The 18,975-nt window shown below is 71.7% G+C and carries 22 protein-coding genes and 1 pseudogene; all 23 read left to right on the forward strand.

Annotation, left to right across the window (positions count from 1 at the left end; translation table 11 throughout):
• Window positions 1–6 precede the first annotated feature (6 nt).
• The 23 genes and pseudogenes from OVA26_RS06660 (at window position 7) to OVA26_RS06770 (ending at window position 18,963) form a co-directional block, all read left to right on the forward strand.
• Window positions 7–282: a hypothetical protein gene (locus tag OVA26_RS06660; protein ID WP_268103525.1), complete on the forward strand. Its 276-nt coding sequence runs from the start codon at window positions 7–9 to the stop codon at window positions 280–282.
• 164 nt (window positions 283–446) lie between these two features.
• Complete coding sequence (locus OVA26_RS06665) at window positions 447–794, forward strand: flagellar basal body rod protein FlgB (protein ID WP_056226973.1); 348 nt, start codon at window positions 447–449, stop codon at window positions 792–794.
• Window positions 791–1,183, forward strand: a complete 393-nt coding sequence (flgC, locus tag OVA26_RS06670; protein WP_056226975.1) for a flagellar basal body rod protein FlgC — start codon at window positions 791–793, stop codon at window positions 1,181–1,183. The genes OVA26_RS06665 and flgC overlap by 4 nt, the downstream gene beginning before the upstream one ends.
• Window positions 1,183–1,503 carry a flagellar hook-basal body complex protein FliE gene (gene fliE / locus OVA26_RS06675; RefSeq protein ID WP_056226977.1) on the forward strand — a complete coding sequence of 107 codons (321 nt, stop codon included), beginning with the start codon at window positions 1,183–1,185 and terminating at the stop codon, window positions 1,501–1,503. Before flgC ends, fliE begins: the two co-directional genes overlap by 1 nt.
• Window positions 1,504–1,514: 11 nt before the next feature.
• Complete coding sequence (gene fliF / locus OVA26_RS06680) at window positions 1,515–3,140, forward strand: flagellar basal-body MS-ring/collar protein FliF (protein ID WP_326493356.1); 1,626 nt, start codon at window positions 1,515–1,517, stop codon at window positions 3,138–3,140.
• Complete coding sequence (fliG, locus tag OVA26_RS06685) at window positions 3,137–4,216, forward strand: flagellar motor switch protein FliG (RefSeq protein WP_268103528.1); 1,080 nt, start codon at window positions 3,137–3,139, stop codon at window positions 4,214–4,216. The genes fliF and fliG overlap by 4 nt, the downstream gene beginning before the upstream one ends.
• A 134-nt stretch (window positions 4,217–4,350) precedes the next feature.
• Window positions 4,351–4,983, forward strand: a complete 633-nt coding sequence (locus tag OVA26_RS06690) for a FliH/SctL family protein (RefSeq protein ID WP_268103529.1) — start codon at window positions 4,351–4,353, stop codon at window positions 4,981–4,983.
• The gene (locus OVA26_RS06695) at window positions 4,980–6,299 is read left to right on the forward strand and encodes a FliI/YscN family ATPase (protein WP_268103530.1); all 1,320 of its coding nucleotides are present in this window, start codon (window positions 4,980–4,982) and stop codon (window positions 6,297–6,299) included. Before OVA26_RS06690 ends, OVA26_RS06695 begins: the two co-directional genes overlap by 4 nt.
• The gene (locus tag OVA26_RS06700) at window positions 6,299–6,724 is read left to right on the forward strand and encodes a flagellar FliJ family protein (RefSeq protein ID WP_074694141.1); all 426 of its coding nucleotides are present in this window, start codon (window positions 6,299–6,301) and stop codon (window positions 6,722–6,724) included. Before OVA26_RS06695 ends, OVA26_RS06700 begins: the two co-directional genes overlap by 1 nt.
• Window positions 6,721–8,166, forward strand: coding sequence for a hypothetical protein (locus OVA26_RS06705; RefSeq protein ID WP_268103531.1), 1,446 nt, complete (start codon window positions 6,721–6,723; stop codon window positions 8,164–8,166). Before OVA26_RS06700 ends, OVA26_RS06705 begins: the two co-directional genes overlap by 4 nt.
• 12 nt (window positions 8,167–8,178) lie before the next feature.
• Window positions 8,179–8,625, forward strand: coding sequence for a flagellar hook capping FlgD N-terminal domain-containing protein (locus OVA26_RS06710; protein WP_056226989.1), 447 nt, complete (start codon window positions 8,179–8,181; stop codon window positions 8,623–8,625).
• Window positions 8,626–8,648: 23 nt separating this feature from the next.
• Window positions 8,649–9,812: a flagellar hook protein FlgE gene (locus tag OVA26_RS06715; protein WP_268103532.1), complete on the forward strand. Its 1,164-nt coding sequence runs from the start codon at window positions 8,649–8,651 to the stop codon at window positions 9,810–9,812.
• A 100-nt stretch (window positions 9,813–9,912) separates the two neighbouring features.
• On the forward strand, window positions 9,913–10,128 hold the full coding sequence (locus OVA26_RS06720; protein WP_056226993.1) for a flagellar FlbD family protein: 216 nt from the start codon (window positions 9,913–9,915) through the stop codon (window positions 10,126–10,128).
• Window position 10,129: 1 nt separating this feature from the next.
• The gene (locus tag OVA26_RS06725) at window positions 10,130–10,933 is read left to right on the forward strand and encodes a motility protein A (RefSeq protein ID WP_268103533.1); all 804 of its coding nucleotides are present in this window, start codon (window positions 10,130–10,132) and stop codon (window positions 10,931–10,933) included.
• Window positions 10,930–11,742, forward strand: coding sequence for an OmpA/MotB family protein (locus OVA26_RS06730; protein ID WP_268103534.1), 813 nt, complete (start codon window positions 10,930–10,932; stop codon window positions 11,740–11,742). The genes OVA26_RS06725 and OVA26_RS06730 overlap by 4 nt, the downstream gene beginning before the upstream one ends.
• Before the next feature lie 33 nt (window positions 11,743–11,775).
• Window positions 11,776–12,669 carry a flagellar motor switch protein FliM gene (locus OVA26_RS06735; protein ID WP_144782206.1) on the forward strand — a complete coding sequence of 298 codons (894 nt, stop codon included), beginning with the start codon at window positions 11,776–11,778 and terminating at the stop codon, window positions 12,667–12,669.
• A complete protein-coding gene (locus OVA26_RS06740) occupies window positions 12,666–13,325 on the forward strand; it encodes a FliM/FliN family flagellar motor switch protein (RefSeq protein ID WP_268103536.1) in 660 nt (219 codons plus the stop codon). Before OVA26_RS06735 ends, OVA26_RS06740 begins: the two co-directional genes overlap by 4 nt.
• A 190-nt stretch (window positions 13,326–13,515) precedes the next feature.
• Window positions 13,516–13,782 (forward strand): annotated as a pseudogene (locus tag OVA26_RS06745) (flagellar biosynthetic protein FliO); the annotation flags it as partial.
• A 185-nt stretch (window positions 13,783–13,967) separates the two neighbouring features.
• Window positions 13,968–14,729: a flagellar type III secretion system pore protein FliP gene (gene fliP / locus OVA26_RS06750; protein ID WP_268104890.1), complete on the forward strand. Its 762-nt coding sequence runs from the start codon at window positions 13,968–13,970 to the stop codon at window positions 14,727–14,729.
• Window positions 14,726–15,004 (forward strand): flagellar biosynthesis protein FliQ, encoded by a 279-nt coding sequence (fliQ, locus tag OVA26_RS06755; protein WP_056227004.1) that lies wholly within the window; start codon window positions 14,726–14,728, stop codon window positions 15,002–15,004. Before fliP ends, fliQ begins: the two co-directional genes overlap by 4 nt.
• Window positions 15,001–15,762, forward strand: a complete 762-nt coding sequence (locus OVA26_RS06760) for a flagellar biosynthetic protein FliR (protein WP_268103537.1) — start codon at window positions 15,001–15,003, stop codon at window positions 15,760–15,762. The genes fliQ and OVA26_RS06760 overlap by 4 nt, the downstream gene beginning before the upstream one ends.
• Window positions 15,759–16,862, forward strand: a complete 1,104-nt coding sequence (locus tag OVA26_RS06765) for an EscU/YscU/HrcU family type III secretion system export apparatus switch protein (RefSeq protein WP_268103538.1) — start codon at window positions 15,759–15,761, stop codon at window positions 16,860–16,862. Before OVA26_RS06760 ends, OVA26_RS06765 begins: the two co-directional genes overlap by 4 nt.
• Window positions 16,863–16,899: 37 nt before the next feature.
• A complete protein-coding gene (locus OVA26_RS06770; RefSeq protein ID WP_268103539.1) occupies window positions 16,900–18,963 on the forward strand; it encodes a flagellar biosynthesis protein FlhA in 2,064 nt (687 codons plus the stop codon).
• The last annotated feature ends 12 nt before the right edge of the window (window positions 18,964–18,975 follow it).

The raw sequence follows: 18,975 nt of genomic DNA on the forward strand, positions 1-18,975 counted from the left end.
CCCCTCGTGACCGACGACGCCGCGGCCTGGGCCGCACTCCTCGACACCTTCGAGCGCGCCCTCGACGGCGGCGACGAGCACGTCCCCGAGGCCTTCGCGCGCCCCGCCGGTCCTCCGCCCGAGCACCTCGTCGCTCGCGCGCGCGCGATCCTCGAGCGGCAACTCCGCGAGATCGAAGCGCTCGGCGTCGCCCGCGCCGAGGTCGCGCGCGAGCTCGCAACCCTCCGGCGGATCCCCCCGACGCAGACGAGCGGACCCGTCTACCTCGACGTGCGCGGGTGACCGGGTCGCTCCGCGCCCGTCAGAGCCGTGGCGGGGCGGGACGGCATCCCTCCGCATCCGGCGCACGCGGTTACGCCGGGGCGTCCGCGTCGCGATAGTCGGGGCCGAGCACGGATCGCTCATCGCCTGGCCACGGATCGGCTCGCTTTCGACCGGAGTGCCGCGTGCTCGAATCCGTCACCTCAACCGCCCTGTCCAGCGCCCTCGACGCGCTGTCGATCCGGCAGCGCGCGATCGCCGAGAACATCTCGAACGTCAACACCCCCGACTACCACGCCAAGCGCGTGTCGTTCGAGGACCGGCTCAAGAGCGCCGTCGAGCAGGGCTCCGGACGCGTCGAGGCCATCGTGCAGCGATCGCTGGAGCCCACCCGCCTCAACGGCAATAACGTCAACCTCGACACCGAGACGATGTCGAACATCGACACGGTGCTGCGCTACCAGTTCGCCGCCCAAGCGCTCAGCGGCCAAGCGGCATCCATCACCAAGGCGATCGGGCAGGCCTCCGCATGAGTTTCGACGCGATCGGCATCGCGGGGACGGGCCTGTCGGCCCACCGCAAGTGGTTGGACGCCATCAGCGACAACATCGCCAACGTCAACACCGCCACCCCCGCGGGCCAGGACATGTTCCGCGAGAAGTACGTCACCGTGGCCGAGGGGAGCCGGACACCCGGCGTCTACGTCACGGGCGTGCGCGACTCCACGGCGGAAGGGCGCCTCGTCTACGAACCCGAGCACCCCTACGCCGACGAGAACGGCTACGTCCAGTACCCGAACGTCGACCTCGGCGACCAGATGAGCATGCTGATCCTCGCCCAGCGCGGCTACCAGGCGAACGCCGCCGTCATCGACCGCGCCAAGACCAGCTACGAAGCGGCCCTGCAGATCGGACGAAGCTGATGAGCCTTGCCATCGACCCGACCGCGGCGGTGGGCGTGACGCCCCTCAGCCCGTTGAGCTTCGAGCAGACCGCCGCCCCGGCTTCGGCCGGCGTCGGCGGAGCGTCGTTCGCGACCTCGCTCGCCTCCGCGGTCGAGAACCTGCAGACCCTGCAGTCGACCTCGAACGAGCTCGCGGTGCAGGCCGTCACCGGAGACCTCGACGACATCCACAAGGCCACGCTGGCCTCGGCGCGCGCCGGCGTCACGCTCGACCTCATGGTCGCCGTCCGAGATCGCGGCGTCGCCGCGTTCAACGACGTCATGCGGATGCAGGCCTGACCGTGCCGCGCGTGCTCACGAACTCGTTCGAGCGTCTCAAGAGAATCGTCGCCGGCTTCACCGTCGCCCAGCGCACGATCGCTGTGATCGGCGCCGCCCTGCTCGTCATGGGCGTCATCGCGCTGGGCAGCTGGCTCGCGAAACCGCAGATGAGTCCGCTGTTCACCGGCCTCAGCCCGAGCGACGCGTCCGCCGTCGTCGAGCAGTTGAAGTCGGCGGGGGTCGCCTACGAACTGACCGAGGGCGGAGCGACGGTCCTCGTCCCCGACGCCCAGGTCTACCCGCAGCGACTGGCGGCCGCGGCCGCAGGCCTGCCCACCGACAACACCGGCGGCTACACCCTCCTCGACAAGATGGGGGTGACGGCGAGCGAATTCCAGCAGTCGGTGACCTACAAGCGCGCGATCGAAGGCGAGCTCGCGGCGACGATCGGCGCGATGTCAGGGGTCACCGCGGCCTCCGTGCAATTGGCCATTCCCGAGCAGAGCGTGTTCGTCGCCGACAAGCAGCACCCCACGGCATCCGTCTTCCTCAAAACCCAGGGCGGGTCGAGTCTCGACGACGACCAGATCGCCGCGATCGTGCATCTGACCAGCGCCTCCATCCCGGGGATGACGCCCGAGGACGTCGCGGTGACCGACCAGTCGGGACGCGTCCTCGCCGCCGTGGGACAGGGGCTCACCGGCTCCGCCAGCACGCAGGCCTCCGATCACGAGGCCAAGGTCGCGGGCTCGGTGACCAAGATGCTCGAGACCATCGTGGGACCCGGCAACGCCACCGTCAGCGTCAGCGCCGACGTCGCCAACTCGACCTCCGAGCGCATGGACGAGACGTACACCGCGCCCGAGGGCGGCGTGATGACGAACGAGCAGACCCGCACGCAGACCTCGACCGGCGGACAGGCGGGGGGAACGGGGATCCTCGGCCCCGACAACATCGCCGTGCCCGACGCCGGCGGTTCGGGGTCGTTCGAGTCCGAGGAATCCACACGGAACAACGCCGTCAACAAGACGACCGAGAAGACGACCACCCCGGCCGGAGAAGTCACCCGCCAGACCGTCAGCATCGCGCTCGACCGCGGCTCGGTGCAGGGGGTGACCGCCGAACAGGTTCAGGCCCTCGTCTCCAACGCCGCCGGCATCAACACCGCGCGCGGCGACACGGTGACCGTGGAGTTCGTCGACTTCAGCCAGAGCGCCGCCGCGGCCGCGGCCGCAGCCCTCCAGGCCGCGGAGGACGAGAAGGCCGCGCAGGTGCAGTCGGAGATCGTGCGCACCGCCATCATCGGCGGGTCGATCGTGCTGGCCGCCGTCATCGTCGTCGTCGCCCTGCTGGTGCGGCGGCGGATGAAGCGCCGCACGCTGTACACCGAGGACGGGCCCATCGAGTACTTCGCGTCGATGACCGAGACCGAGGAGCAGAAGCTCAAGACCCTCAAGGGCCTCGCCGAGCCGATCGCCCTCCCCGCCGTCCCGCCGACCAAGGTCCTCCCCACGCTCCTCGACATCGAGGAAGAGCCCGAAGCTCCGCAGGTCCTGGTCGAGCAGCGTCGACGCGAGGTCGAGCAGTTGGCCAAGAGCGACCCGCAGAACGCCGCGAAGGCGCTCGCCAACATGATGGATGAGGCGATGGTATGAGCCTGCTCGACTCCCGCCCCGAAGCGGTCGCCGAGGTCGCGCCCACCGCCGTGACCGAGGTGCTCGCCGTCGCCCGCACCCCCCTCTCGGGGCTGCGGAAAGCCGCGATCGTCATGCTCAACATGGATCGCGAGACCAGCGCCGAGGTGCTGCGCCACCTCGGCGAGGCACGCGCCGAGCTGTTGGCGGGCGAGCTCGCCCAGCTGGGCAGCGTCGACACGGCCGCGACCGCGGACGCTCTCGCCGACTTTCGCCGCATCGCCTCGGGCAGATCGCTCATGAGCCGCGGGGGCGAGCAGTTCGCCACGGGACTGCTCGAGACGGCGTTCGGCCGCGAGAAGGCCGTGGGAATGGTCGGTCGCGTCCTGTCGCAGGGGGTGGTGTCATTCGACTTCCTCAACGCCGCCGATCCGACGCAGCTGGCCACGATCCTCGACGGCGAGATGCCGACCACCGTCGCCGTGGTGCTGGCGAACCTGCGGGCCGACCGGGCGGCGGCCGTGCTGGCCGCCCTGCAGGACCCCCTGCGCACCGACGTCGCCCAGGCGATCGCGGAGCTCGGCGTCGCCTCGCAGGAGGCGATCACCGTCGTCGCCGAATCGCTGCGCGCGCGCACGGGCGTGTTCGGCATGCGCGAGGCGCACGAGGCCATCGGCGGCGTCCAACCGCTGGTCGACATCATCAACCGATCCGACACCGCCCTCGAGAAGGCGCTGCTCGCCGGGCTCGACGACCGCGATCACGTGCTCGCCGAAGAGGTGCGCAGTCGGATGCTGACCTTCGCCGACATCGCGCGACTCGAGGACCGCGACGCCCAGCGCGTGCTGCGCGGGATCGACCTGCGGGTCCTCGCCCTCGCGTTGAAGGGCGCCGACGAGCAGATCGGCGAGGTGATCCGCCGCAACATGACCGAGCGCAACCGCGAGAACCTCGAGGAGGAGACGCGAGCGCTGGGGCCCGTCCGCATGCGGCAGGTCGACGAGGCGCGCGCCGAGGTCGTCCGCGTCATCCGCGAACTCGAAGCCGCCGAAGAGATCACCCTCTCTCGCGAGGACGACGACGAGCTCATCGAGTGACCGGTACCCCGATCGTCCTCCCCGGTGGCGGTCGGTTACCGCGACGCCGTCGCGTCGCGATAGTCCGGGAAGAGCACGGATCGCTCGTCGACTTGGCCACGGATCGGCTTCGCCACAACCGCAGGGTGACCGCCGTGTCCGAGTCCGTCTTCACGCCGCTGGTGCTGCCGCGCGTGGGCGAGGTGCGAACCGACGCCCGGACCGTCGCCGACAGGGCGCGTGCGCGGGGCTACGCCGACGGCTTCGCCGAGGGCCGGCGCGACGCGCGGGCCGAGCTCGAACGCGAGCGTCTCGAGGCGGATGAGCGATTCGCCGCGCGCGAGGCCGCCGCGCAGGATGCCCACCGGGCGGCGCTGTCGGCGCTGGGCGACGCGCGGGCCCGTCTCGAGGACGGGATCGGCGCGATCGTGGCATCCGATCTGCGACGCATCGAGGAGCTCGCGGTCGAGATGGCCGCCGAGATCCTCGGTGCGGAGATGTCGGATGCCGCCCGCTCGGCCGTGCACGCCGTGCGCCGGGCCGCGGCGCAGACACCCCGGTCGGCTTGGGTGCGCGTGCACCTCAACGAGCGCGACCTGCGCACCCTCCGCACGGTCACGGACCCGTCCCTCCCGGAGGGCGTCGAGGTCGAGGTGGGTGCGGACGTCGACCCCGGGGGAGCGGTCGTGCGGATCGCGCACGGAAGGGTCGACACACGCATCGCCGCCGCGCTGGAGCGCGCGCGCGAGGCCCTCTCGATCGACGAGAACGCCGAGGCATCGCCGTGAGCGCCCCGCGCAGCCGCTGGGAGCGCGCGCTCGCCGCGACGCGGCTGCAGCGCTCCGGCGTCGTGAAGGCCGTGGTGGGCCTCGGCATCGAGGCGCTCGGGGTTCCCGCCGCCGTCGGCGATCGCGTGCGCATCGAGACCTCGGGCGCTCAGGAGATCGACGCCGAGGTGGTGGCCGTCGACGGCGATGCCGTGCGCTGCATGCCCATGGGGTCGATGTCGGGCATCCGCGTGGGTGCTCCCGTGCGTCACTCGGGCGCGGCGCTGAGGGTGCCGACCGGACGCGCACTGCTGGGGCGCGTCCTGGACGGCCTCGGCCGTCCCATCGACGGCCGCGGTCCGCTCGTCGACGCCTCCCTCGTCTCGCTGGCCAACTCGGCTCCCAGTGTCATCGGGCGGCAGCGCATCGATCGGCAGCTCGGGCTGGGAGTCCGTGCGCTCGACACGATGACCCCCGTCGGTGTGGGGCAGCGCCTCGGGCTGTTCGCGGGTTCGGGCGTCGGCAAGTCGTCGCTCATGTCGATGATCGCGCGCGGCTCGACCGCCGACGCGACCGTGATCGCCCTCGTGGGGGAGCGCGGACGCGAGGTCCGCGAGTTCCTCGAGGACGATCTCGGGCCCGAGGGCCTCGCTCGCGCGGTGGTCGTGGTGGCCACGTCGGATCAGCCGGCGATGGCGCGTCTTCGCTCGGCGTTCGTCGCGACCCGCATCGCGGAGCAGTTCCGCGACGACGGCCTCGACGTGGTGCTGATGATGGACTCGCTCACCCGTGTCGCGATGGCGCAGCGCGAGATCGGATTGTCGGCGGGGGAGCCGCCCGCGACCCGCGGGTATCCGCCCTCGACCTTCTCGGTCCTGGCGGGGCTGCTGGAGCGCGCGGGCACCGGCAGCGTCGGATCGATCACCGGCTTGTACACGGTGCTCGTCGACGGCGACGACCACAACGAACCCGTCGCCGACGCCGCGCGCGGCATCCTGGACGGGCATGTGGTGCTCGACCGGGCTCTCGCCGTACGCGGGCATTTCCCCGCGATCGACGTGCTGGGCTCGGTGTCGCGCGTCGTCTCGAAGGTGACGACGCCCGAGCAGCGCGAGACCGCGATCGTCCTGCGGCGCGTGCTCGCCGCCCGTCGACAGGCCGACGACCTCATCGACATCGGGGCGTACAAGGCGGGGGCGAACCCCCTCGTCGACGCCGCTCTCGCGCACCGGGGCGCGATCGACGGGTTCCTCACCCAGCGGATGGACGATCTGACCGCGGCCGACGACTCCTGGCGGCGCTTGGCCGCCCTGACGACCACTTTCGGAGGACTGTGATGACGTTCCCCCTTTCCGGCCTGCTGCGTGTGCGCGGGGTCCAGGAGCGCGCCGCCGCCGAGTCGTCGTCCCTCGCCCGTTCCGAGGCCGCCGCCGCGGAGACGGCGGTCGAGCAGGCGGTGTCGAGCCTGAGCGAGATCACCACCGCGATCGACGACGCCGCGACCCTTCTCGCCCTGGCCGCCGCGCGCTCGTCGGGGCAGGCGGCGCTCGCCGACCTGCGGACGCTGGCCCGCCTGCGCCGGGATGCCGCGGAGGCCGCTTCGGCCGCGCACGTGGAGGCGCGTCGTGAGCTCAAGGGGCTCGAGCGACTCGAGGACGCGCACCTCGAGAGCGAGCTCGCGCGGGAACGCCGGGCCGAGCAGAGCGCCCTCGACGAGATGGCCGTGGTCCGCGCCGCGCGCGATGAGGGGAGTGCGGCGTGAGCGTTCCCCTGCTCGCCGTGGCGACCACCAGTGCGCCGACGCGGGCGACGCGTGCGACGGGGGACCCGGCGACCGGCGGGCGTTTCGGCGACGCGCTCTCGGACGCCGCTCGTGCGCTGGCCGCGGGTGACGGCGATCCCGCCGCCGCGCCGAGCTCCGGGAGCGGCCGGATCGCCGTGGCGGGGCTCTCCGCTGAGGCGTCCGGCTCGGGCGGGGACGATCCGGCCCCCGGTGACGAGTCCTCGTCGGAGGGACCGGATGCCGGGACCCCCGCGCCCGTGGCGATGACGCTGATGCGCTTCCCGATGTCGCGGACGGCGCCGGGGAGCGGGGAACCGCGAGCCGCGGCCGACGCGCCGGACGCTCTGGCGCTCACTTCCCCGCCGGAGACGGCCTGGGCCGGCACGGCGGGGGAGACGGTCGCCCTGGGGGCCGCGGCCGGTGCGCCGCTGAGCCCCACCGCGGCGGATGCGCCGCCGAGCCCGGTGACCGCGACCGCCGTCCTGGCGAGCGTCGGTCCGACGCCCGGAGCCCACGACGACGCCCCGTCGCTTCTGCCTCCCCTCGACGAGCGCGCGGCCGATCGCGCCGCCGCGGCCGTCGCTCCCGCATCGGTTCGCCCCGCTGCGGCCGGGGCGGCCCCCGTCGCCTCGCCGACGGGTGGGGCCCCGGCCGCTCCCGCACCGACCCCGGGCACGGCCCCCGTGATCTCCGCTCCGGAGCCCGCGCCCGCCACCGTCCCGGCCGTTCCCGAGGCCCCCGCCGCGGCCTCGAGAACACCCGCCGCTTCCGGCCCGGACGATACGTCCCCGGCCGGGGCCGCCCTCTTCGCCGCGGTCGCCCCCGCTTCGCAGCCGACGGAACATGCGCCGTCGACTCCGCCGGCCGTCGCCACGACCGGGGTCGCCGCGGCGGCCCCCGTGCCGGCATCCGTCCCCCTCGCACCGTCCCCTCCGGTCGAAGCCGCCGCCGCAACGGTGGCACAGCGCTCGATCGCCGCGCAGGTCGCGCCCGCCGTCGTGCACATCGCTCAGCGCGCCCCGGGCGTCCACCAGATCACCCTCACGGTCAGTCCCGACTCCACCGGGCCCGTGACGGTCCGCGCCCACATCGGCGCGGGGGGAGAGGTGCGCATCGACCTCGCCGGAGCGACCGAGGCCGGCCGAGACGCGCTCCGCGTCATGATCGCCGACCTGCGCCGCGACCTCGCGAGCGTCATGCCGCACGCCCACCTGAGCGTCGGATCCGGCCCCATCGCCGACACCGGCGCGGGGGACCGCGGCGCCCCCGGTGGCGGCGGCTCCCTCGCCGATCAGCCCGGGCGCGGACGCGAGCCCCGACCCGACGCCGCCGGGTCGTCCGCACCCGCCCGCGCGAGCACCCGTCCCCTGTCCGCGCCCTCCGTCGCCCTGACCGGCGGCGGGCTCGACATCGTCGTCTGAGAGGACCCCCGCATGCCCGTCACCCCCATCGCCGGCGCACCCGCCCCGATCCCGGCGAACACCGCGACCGCCACGGCGGCCGCGAGCGCGCCGAAGAAGGCCCTCGACAGCGAGGTGTTCATGAAGCTCCTCGTCACCCAGCTGACGAACCAGGACCCATCCACCCCGATGGACACCAACCAGATGATCTCGCAGACCACTCAACTGGCCATGATGGAGCAGCTCACGGCGATGAGCCGCACCTCCACCGAGGCCTTCGCCCTCGACATGCGCCAGGCCGCCTCGACCCTCATCGGCCAGCAGGCCGGCTACCTCGACGCCAAGGGTGCCGCCGTCACGGGGATCGTGACCACGGTGAGCTTCGACGGCCCGATCCCGCAGGTCACCATCGGCGACGCGACCGTCGCTCTCGATGAGATCACCTCCCTCGCCACCGCACCCACCCGCACGTCCGCCTGACCACCCCCACGAAAGAGACCTCCATGCTCCGTTCCCTCTCGTCCGGCATCTCCGGACTCCGCGCGCACCAGACCATGCTCGACGCCACGGGCAACAACATCGCCAACGTCAACACCGCCGGCTTCAAGGGCGCGTCGGTGCTCTTCCAGGACACGCTCTCGCAGGCGGTCGGCGGGGCCGCGATCCCCGGCGCCGACACCGGCGGTCGCAACCCCGCCCAGGTCGGGCTCGGCGTGCAGGTCGCCGGCATCCGCACCAACTTCAGTCAGGGCGCGGCGCAGACCACCGGCCGCGGGGGCGACCTGATGATCCAGGGCGACGGCTTCTTCGCGGTGCGCTCGGGCGGGGAGACCCTCTACACGCGGGCCGGAGGCTTCGGCTTCGACGGCGCCGGCAACATGGTCACCGCCGACGGGTCGTTCGTGCAGGGATGGACCGCCCAGAACGGTGTCGTGGCCACCGGGCAGGCGGCGGGCAACATCTCGCTGCCGCAGGGGGCGGTCTCGCCGGCCCGCGAGACGACAGCGGCGACGGTGACGGGCAACCTCCCCTCGTCCGCCGCCGTGGGCGACAAGATCGTCCGCGACATCGCGGTGCACGACGCCCAGGGGGCCACCACCTCGCTCAGCCTCACCTTCACCCGCACCGCGACGGGGTGGGACGTCGCCGAGCCCGCGAGCGGCGCGACCGGCACTCTCGCGTTCGTCGACGGCCGCCAGCCCACGGGGCTCACCCTGAACGCCGGCGACATCGAGGTCGACCTCTCCACGGTCACCGGCTTCGCCGACATGAGCACGGTCGCGATCACCTCGCAGGACGGTGCCGCCGCCGGCACCCTGCAGTCGTACTCCATCACCGGGGACGGCTCGATCGTCGGAACCTTCTCGAACGGCCGCACCGAGACCCTGGCGAAGGTCGCGATGGTCACCTTCGCCAATGCGGAGGGTCTCGAGAAGGTCGGGGGCACGGCCTTCCGCGCCACCGTCAACAGCGGCGGCGCCCAGATCGGCGAGGCCGGACAGGCCGGCTTCGGCAAGCTCGTCTCGGGCTCGCTCGAGATGAGCAACGTCGACCTGTCGCAGGAGTTCACCAACCTCATCGTCGCCCAGCGCGGCTTCCAGGCGAGCGCCCGCATCATCACGACGAGCGACGAAGTGCTGCAGGAACTCACCAACCTCAAGCGCTGACCGCACGGCGCCCGACGACACGGCCCACCCGAGTTACCCGCGGTGGGCCGCGTCGCGATAGTCGGGGGCGTCCCCTCACCCATCGACCGGAGACCCCTCGATGATCACCCTCACCCGTCTCGACCACACGCGATTCGCGGTGAACCCGGATCTGATCGAGCGGGTGCACGAGTCGCCCGACACGACCCTGCACATGGTCGACGGTCGCGTGTACAACGTCGAGGAAAGCCTCGACGACCTCGTCGATCTCATCGTCGCCTACCGCGCGCGCGTCCTCGCCGCGGCATCCGCCCTCTCGGCACGCTCGGAGCTCTGACGTGGACATCGCTTTCGTCGTCGGGGTCGTGGTGGCCTTCGGCGCGCTGTACGCCATGATCACGATGGAGGGCGCCCACCTGAGCGCGCTCCTGCTGCCGGCGCCGATGATCCTCGTGCTCGGCTCGACCATCGGCGTCGGTATCGCCAGCCACACCCTGCGCGACGCCATCGCGGCGTTCGGCTCGCTCGGCCGGATGGTGCGCGGTCCCCGATCCGCGCCCGCCGCCGTCATCCCGATCCTCGTCGCGTACGCCGAGAAGGCGCGGACCGAGGGGTTGCTGCGCCTCGAGGACGAGCTCGACTCCGCCCCCGACGATTACACGCGCCGCGCGCTGCAGGCGGTCGCAGACGGCGTCGACGCCGAAGACCTGCGGACGCTAATGGACGACGAGATCGTCGCCGAATCCGCGCGCAATCGCGTGGCCGCCCGCTTCTTCTCGGCCCTTGGCGGGTACGCCCCCACCATCGGCATCGTCGGAACGGTCGTCTCGCTCACGCACGTGCTCGAGAACCTCAACAAACCCGACGAGCTCGGCCACATGATCGCGGCGGCGTTCGTCGCGACGCTCTGGGGCCTGCTCTCGGCCAACTTCATCTGGAACCCCATCGCGGGGCGACTGAACCGCATGGCCGCCGTCGAGCAGGAGCGCATGACGCTCGTGTGCGAGGGCATCCTCGCCATCCAGGCCGGTGGGGCCCCGCGTCTCGTCGAGGAGCGGCTGCTGGCCCTCACCACCTACAAGCCCAGGAAGAAGAAGGAGTCCCGGCCCGAGAAGGCCGCCGCGACGGGGGATGCCGAGTGAGCACCAGCCGCCGTGCGCGCACCCGGAGGCATGACGAGGACGACCACGACGAGCCCGACGAGCGCTGGGCGGTGTCGTACTCCGACATGGTGACCGTGCTGATGTGCCTGTTCATCGTGCTGTACGCGGTGTCGATCGTCGACGACACCAAGTACGAGCAGCTCAAGAACGGTCTCGCCGAAGCCTTCGGGCAATCCCAGACCGAGGGCGGCGGCGATTTCACCGAGGGGCTGGTGATCCCGCCGGAACTCCTCGTCGAGGACGGCGTCGAGGACGTCGCGATGCGGGCCGCCCGCGAGGTGGACACCCTCGAGCAGATGAAGGCGCAGATCACCTCCGTGCTGGCCGCCCAGGGCCTGGCCGACACGGTCGACTTCGTCATCGACGAGCGGGGACTGAAGGTCGGCCTCGTCGGCGCCGAGACCTTCTTCACCGACAATCGCACCGACCTCTCGGCGAAGGCGGACGCCGTCCTCGACGCCATCGGCGACGTGCTCGCCCCCGCCGGCAACCCCCTCAGCATCGAAGGGCACGCCGACCACCGAGCAGCCGTCGCGCCGTACGAGAGCAACTGGGAGCTCAGCAGCGGACGCGCCACCAAGGTCGCCCGCTTCCTCGTCGAGCACGAGGGCATCACCGGCTCCCGCGTGCAGGCCGTCGGCTACTCCGATCAGCGTCCGCTCGTCGAGGGGGACACCGCCGAGGATCTCGCCGCGAACCGCCGCGTCGACATCGTCGTGCAGTCCACCGAGGAAGAGAAGGTGCGTGCCCTCATCCCCGGTCTCGTCCAGACCGCTCCGCGGGGCTGACGCCTCGTGTCCCCGACCTCGAAGGAGCCCGCCATGACGGCCGCCGTCCGCGACGACCCCCTGCGCCGCTACCCCGACTACGACTTCACCCGCCCGGCCCAGCTCGGACGCGAGCATCGCCGCCGGCTCGAGGCGGCGTTCGAGGCGTTCGCGCGGCAGTGGGCGTCGCAGCTCACCGGCAAGGTGCGCATGCGCACCCACTTGACGCTCGAGGGCGTCGAGCTGATGTCGTACCAGGAGTACGCCGACACCCTCCCGTCGACGACCGCGATGGTCACCGGGGCGACCGCGGGACGCGAGGAGCCGGGTGTCGTGCAGTTCGATCTGGGCGTGGCGCTGACGTGGGTGGTGCAGATGCTCGGGGGCAGGAGCACCGCCCCGATCGAACCGCGCACGCTGACCCCCATCGAGTCCGCGCTGATCCGCCAGCTGATGGACCGCACGTTCGAATTGCTGACCACGAGCCTGGGGATGCTGCTGCCGAGCCCTCTGACCTACGCGGGCCTGCACGACAACCCGCAGTACCTCCAGGTCATCTCGCCCGGCGAGGCGGTCATCGTCGCGCGGTTCGCGATGCGGATGGGCGAGGCTCGCTCGACCGCGACCGTGATGCTGCCGGCCGCCGTGGTCGTCGATCAGCTCGCCGAGAGCGAGCGCGACGCGGCCTCGGCCCACCGCGCGGGCGCGACCGTCGACCAGGTCCTCGGTGCTCCGCTCGAGGTGTCGCTGCGCATCGCACCGCGGGTCATCGCGGCGGGGGAGGTCCTGAACCTCGCCCCGGGCGACCTGCTGCGCTTCGCCCATCCCGAGACCAAACCCTTCGACCTCATCGTCGGCGACACCCCGATCGCGCGCGCCGTCCCCGGTGCCCAGGGCTCGCGACTCGCCTGCACGATCACCACCATCCTCGAGGAGACCACCCGATGAGCACCTTCCACGCCGCCGCCATGGCCGCCGCGATCGCGGCGAAGCTCCCCTTCGGCTTCCCCGTGCTGCCGATGCCGTCCACCGACCCGGGAGCGACCGGGCGGGCCGTCGCCGTCGCCTTCAGCGGCGCCCCGGGGGCCAGCATCGCCGTGCAGATCGCCGATCCCGCGGGCCTCGACGACGGGTCGAGCGGTGAAGAGCTGTCGGACCGCCTGCACCCCGCCTTCCAGGCCGCCGTGGCCGTGCTCGGAGCGGGCACGCTCGGCGAGGGGGAGGAGGTGGATGCCGCGAGCGTATTCACCGAGGCCGGAGCTCAGGTGTTCGACCTCGTCCGCGAGGACGGCACCACCGTCGCCCGCGCGGCGATCCGCATCGACGACGCCCGCGCCGCCGCCTCGACGGCCGGCCCGGTTCGGCTCAGCCGGATCGCGGGGGTGGAGATGGAACTGGTGGTCGAGATCGGCCGCACCCGGCTCCCCGTGCGCGACGTGCTGAGCCTCGAGCCCGGCCACGTCGTCGAGCTGGACCGCGCCGCAGGGTCGCCGGCCGACATCACGCTGAACGGTCGTCTTATCGGGCACGGCACGGTCGTCGTCGCGGACGGCGATTTCGCGGTGCGCGTGGAGCGCATCATCGATCAGGCCGGGAACGACTGACCGTGGATGATCTGCTCCTGGCCGCGCGGACGGTCGTCTCGCTCGCCGCGGTGGTCGGGCTGCTGCTCTTCCTCGCGAAGCGGGTGCAGAAGGGGCAGGCGGCGGGTGACAGCCCTTTCTCGTCGCTGGTGCCGAAGGGTCTGGGGCGGCGCCTGCGCCCCTCGCGGGCTTCGCGGCCCGCACCGGGGCGGCCACGCCGTCCCGGGTGCGGAGCGAGAAGATCACGGTGCTCGCGCGCACCGGGCTCGGGGGCCGCGCGCAGCTCGTCGTCGCCGAGTTCGGCGGCATCCGGTACGTGCTGGGCGTGAGCGAGAAGGGCATCGACGTCGTCGACACCCAGGAGGCGCCGATCGAGCTCGCCGAGGAGGACTCCGCCGAGCGCGGCGAGAACGTCCTGACGTTGACGGATGCCGGCACCCCGAGCGAGGGCGAGAGATCCGGGGCCCACGCGGCCTGAGCGGTTACCGCGCGGGGGCGCCGTCGCGATAGTCGGTGGCGAGCACGGATCGCTCGACCCCCTGGCTACGGATCGGCCTCGTCACCCACGCACGGAGTGCCGTCTTGCCCGTTCCCGCGTCGCGCCCCGCGCCCCGCCCCGCCGGGCGGCGTCGACAGTCCCGTCGCGGCCGCTGGGGGACCGGCATCCTGGGTCTGCTCGGCGTTCTCGCGGTGCTCGCCGTCGTCGACGTCGTCGCGGGAGGTGCGGCTCTCGCCGCCACGGGGGAGTCCGGAGGATCGGGCGGGGTCAGCATCAACGGCATCAATGCAACGCCGTCCGACAGCATCACGACGCTTCTGGGCATCACCGTGCTCAGCGTCGCCCCGGCCCTGCTGCTGATGATGACGAGCTTCACGAAGATCTTCGTGGTGCTCGCGCTGACGCGGAACGCGCTGTCGCTGCCCTCGATCCCCCCGAACCAGGTCCTGGCGGGACTCAGCCTCTTCTTGACGCTGTTCATCATGTGGCCCGTGCTGACCGAGATCAACCACCTCGCCGTCGCGCCCTTCACCGCGGGACAGATCGACTTCGGTCAGGCGTTCGACGCCGCGCAGGCCCCGCTTCGCACGTGGATGCTGCAGTTCACGCGCGAGGAGGACATCGCCCTGATGCATCGCGCCGCGCAGATGGCGAACCCCGACAGTCCCGAGGCGATCCCGCTGTACACCCTGATCCCGGCCTTCATGCTGAGCGAGCTGCGGGCGGCGTTCGTGATCGGGTTCATCGTGTTCATCCCGTTCCTCGTCATCGACCTCGTCGTCTCGAGCGCGTTGATGTCGATGGGCATGATGATGCTGCCGCCGGTCATGATCTCGCTGCCCTTCAAGATTCTGCTGTTCCTCCTGGTGGACGGGTGGGGTCTCGTCATCACCTCGCTCGTGCAGTCTTATCGGGGCGGCACGTGAATCCCGAAGCGGTCATGGACATCGGGGCGAGCGCCCTGATGCTCGCCGCGAAGCTCAGCGCGCCCCTGCTCATCACCGCCCTCGTGGTCGGTTTCGCCATCTCGCTGCTGCAGTCGATCACGCAGGTGCAGGAGATGACGATGTCGTTCGTGCCGAAGCTGCTCGCGGTGGGCATCGCGCTGATGGTGTGCGGCAACTGGATGATCGCCGAGACGGTCGCCTTCACGCACGAACTCTTCCAGCGTCTGCCGTCGTTGCTGAACGGTGGCGGATGAACATCCCCATCGACTTCACGTGGCTGGAGGCGACGGCTCTGGCCATCGTGCGCATCACGGCGTTCCTCGTGATCGCCCCGCCGTTCAGTCACGGCTCCATCCCGATGCGGGTGCGCGGCATGCTCGGGGTCGGGCTCGGCCTGGCGGTGTCGCCGGTGGTGGTCGCGGGGTACGAGCGGCTGGATGCGGGGGGCTTCCTCCTCGCGGCGGCGGGGCAGATCCTCGTCGGGGCGCTCCTGGGGTTCCTGGTCCTGGTGCTGTTCAGCGCCGTTCAGGGCGCCGGGTTCCTCGTCGACACGTTCGGCGGGTTCCAGCTCGCCCAGGCGTTCGATCCGGGGATGAACGTCAACGGCGCCCAGTTCACCCGCTTGTTCCAGATGACGGCGATCCTGCTGTTGTTCGCGTCCGACGCCTATCAGCTGGTCCTGGGCGGACTGTTCCGCTCGTTCGACGCGGTCTCGGTCGCGGGGACGGTGGACCTCTCGCGTCCCGCCGAGGTCCTGACGTCCGCGGTCGGGCAGATGCTCCTGAGCGCGGTGCAGATCGCCGGGCCCCTGCTGATCGTGCTCTTCCTCGCCGATGTCGGTCTCGGTCTCGTCTCTCGCGTGGCCCCCGCCTTGAACGCCTTCGCCCTCGGTTTCCCCATCAAGATCGCCCTCACCTTCGTTCTGGTGGGGTTCGTCTACGCTGCGCTGCCGGGGATCGTGTCCGCGATCGCCGATGACGCCGCCCGCCTGGTGATCGGGGTGACCCGATGAGCGGAACGGATGCCGGGGAGCGCACCGAGAAAGCGACTCCGGAACGGCTGAGGAAGGCGATCGCGAAGGGGCGGATCGGTCGCAGCCAGGATTTCACTGCGTGGGTCGGCATCGGCGCCGCCGCCGTCATGATGCCGGCGACGCTGTCATCGGCGTCGGCCGTGCTCACCGAGCAGACGTTGCGGGTCGGGGCCGTGGCGAAGGACCCCACGGTGGGCGCGGCCGTCGAGGGACTCGGCTCGGCCATCGCCTCGGTGGGGCAGGTGCTCCTGCCGATGCTCATCGTCGTGCTCCTGGCCGTCATGGTCACCGCGATCGCCCAGGGCGGGGTCCACCTGCGCGGCGTGCCCGTGCGGGTGGAGCAGTTCGACCTCGTCGCGGGCCTCAAGCGGACCGTGGGGGCTGCGGCGCTGTGGGAGGGCGTCAAGGCGCTCCTGAAGACGGCGGCGATCGGCGTGGCGCTGTGGAGCGTGGTCGCCGGTCTCGTGCCGGTCCTCATGGGCAGCGGGCGGCACCGCATCGCGTGGCTGCTCGAGGTGGCCGGCCAGGCCGTCGCGACGCTGCTGCAGGTCGCTGTCGTGGTGGGCCTGCTGCTCGCGGCGATCGACGTCTTCGTCGTGATCTCGCGCAACCGCAAGCACACCCGCATGACCAAACAGGAAGCGCGCGACGAGCACAAGAAGACCGAGGGCGATCCGCTCATCCGCTCGCAGCGCCGCGCCCGCCAGCTCGCGGTCAGCCGCAACCGCATGATCGCCGCGGTGGCCGACAGCGACGTCGTCCTCGTGAACCCCACCCACATCGCCGTCGCCCTGCGTTACGAACCGGGCACCTCGGCCCCCCGGGTCGTGGCCAAGGGGGCCGGCGTCATCGCTCAGAAGATCCGCGAGCGCGCCGAGGAGGCACAGGTCCCCATCGTGCGCGACATCCCCCTCGCCCGCGCGCTGCACGCGGGCGTCGAGCTCGGGCGCGAGATCCCCGAGGACCTGTACACCGCCGTCGCGCAGGTGCTGGCGTTCGTGCAGCACCTGCACAAGAGGGGCTCGCGCTCGGGGACGTTCGAGATGCCCCCGGCCGCCCTGACCGGGCGGGGACTGTGAGAGCCGAGAAGACCATGACACGAAAGAAGCGCACCGCATGATCGGTCAGTTGTTGTCGAAGGGCGCCGTCCCCGTCGGGGTGGTGGGCATCATCCTGCTGCTCATCGTCCCCATCCCCGTGGGGCTGCTCGACGTGCTCATCGTGACGAACATCGCCTTCGCGCTGCTCATCCTGCTCACGGCGATGTTCGTGAAGAAGCCCTTGGACTTCTCGGTCTTCCCGAGCCTGCTGCTGGTCGCGACGCTGTTCCGCCTCGGGTTGAACGTCGCCTCGACCCGCCTCGTGCTCAGCGAGGCGCACGCCGGTCAGGTGATCCAGGCGTTCGGCCAGATCACGATCAGCGGGTCGCTCGTGATCGGCTTCGTCATCTTCCTGATCCTCGCCGTGATCCAGTTCGTCGTCGTCACCAAGGGCGCCGAGCGCGTCGCCGAGGTGGGCGCGCGCTTCACCCTCGACGCCATGCCGGGCAAGCAGATGGCCATCGACGCCGACCTGAACGCCGGGCTCATCACCGACGAGCAGGCCCGGGCCCGCCGCGCGGAGGTCGCGTCCGAGGCCGACTTCTACGGCGCGATGGACGGTGCCAGCAAGTTCGTCAAGGGCGATGCGATCGCCGGCATCGTCATCCTCGTCATCAACTTCGTCGGCGGCATCATCATCGGCATGACCATGCACGGCATGGCGATCGACGAGGCTCTCGAGACCTACAGCATCCTCACCATCGGCGACGGACTGGTGACGCAGATCCCCGCGCTGCTGATGGCGGTGTCCACGGGCATGATCGTCACGCGCGAGAACGCCGAGGCCGAGCTCGGCCGGGCGGCCGGGCGACAGCTCATGCAGTCGCGCACCGCCCTGCTCATCACCGCGATGGCCGCGATCGGCATGGGGCTGATCCCCGGGATGCCGTTCCTCGCCTTCGCCGCGATCGGGGCGGGACTGCTCTTCGCCGCCTCGCGGGTGAAGGCGAACACCGACCGCGCGGCCGCCGACGCCGCCGATGCCGAGGCGCGGGTGGTCGCCGAGGCCGCCGCCACCGAGGGGCCCGACGACCTGATGGACACCATGAGGGTCCACGCGCTCGAGATCTCGCTCTCGCCCGACATCGTCGACCTCGCCGCGGGCGGGGCGGGGGATCTGCTCACCCGCGTGAAATCGCTCCGGCGCAAGGTCGCGCTGGAACTCGGCACCCTCATGCCTCCGGTGCGCACGCGCGACAACATCGAGCTTCCGGCCGAGACCTACGCGATCCTCGTCGCGGGCGTCGAGGTCGGGCGGGGCATCGTCCCGCGCGGGCACGTGCTCGCGATCGGAACAGGGCTCGAGCATCTGCCGGGGTCCGCCGTCATCGACCCCGTCTTCGGTCTCGAGGGCAAGTGGGTGCCCACGGAGATGTCGCACGCCGCCGACATGGCGGGGGCCACCGTCATCGACCGGGCCAGCGTCATCATCACGCACCTGTCCGACACCGTGCACGCCCAGGCCCACCGTCTGCTCTCGCTCGAGGACGTGCGCCAGCTCACGGATCACCTGAAGCAGACGCAGCCGAGCGTCGTGGACGAGCTGACGCCGACCCTGCTTCCCCTCGCCCTCATCCAGCGCGTGCTCGCGAGCCTCCTCGCCGAGCGCGTCTCGATCAACGACCTCGGTCGCATCTACGAGGCGCTGGCTCTGCGGGCCAAATCGACGACCGAGGTCCCCGCCCTGGTGGAGGCGGCGCGCGCGGCTCTCGGTCCGGCGATCTCCGCGCGGTTCGCCCACGACGGGCGCCTGCGCGTGGTGATGTTCGACACGCTCTGGGAACAGCAGATGCTCGAAGGACTCCGGCACGTCGAGGGGCGGTCGCAGATCGTGCTCACCGCCGATCAGACGATGCAGGTGATGGAGGGCGTCCGTCGGGCGATCGCCGACGTCGATCCCGTGGGCGGCGAGCCGGTGCTCGTGTGCGCCCCCACCCTGCGGCAGGGGGTGCGCGCCCTGCTGGCGGGGCAGGTGGGCGCGATGCCGATCCTGTCGTACGACGAAGCCGCGGCCGGGGGGTTCGCCACCGACGTCGTGGGCGTGGTCCGTCCCGAACAGGTCGCGCTTCCCTCGTCCTGAGCGCAGGGAACG

Source organism: Microbacterium sp. SL62 (assembly GCF_026672635.1).
In the GTDB taxonomy this organism is placed as follows: Bacteria; Actinomycetota; Actinomycetes; order Actinomycetales; family Microbacteriaceae; genus Microbacterium; species Microbacterium testaceum_A.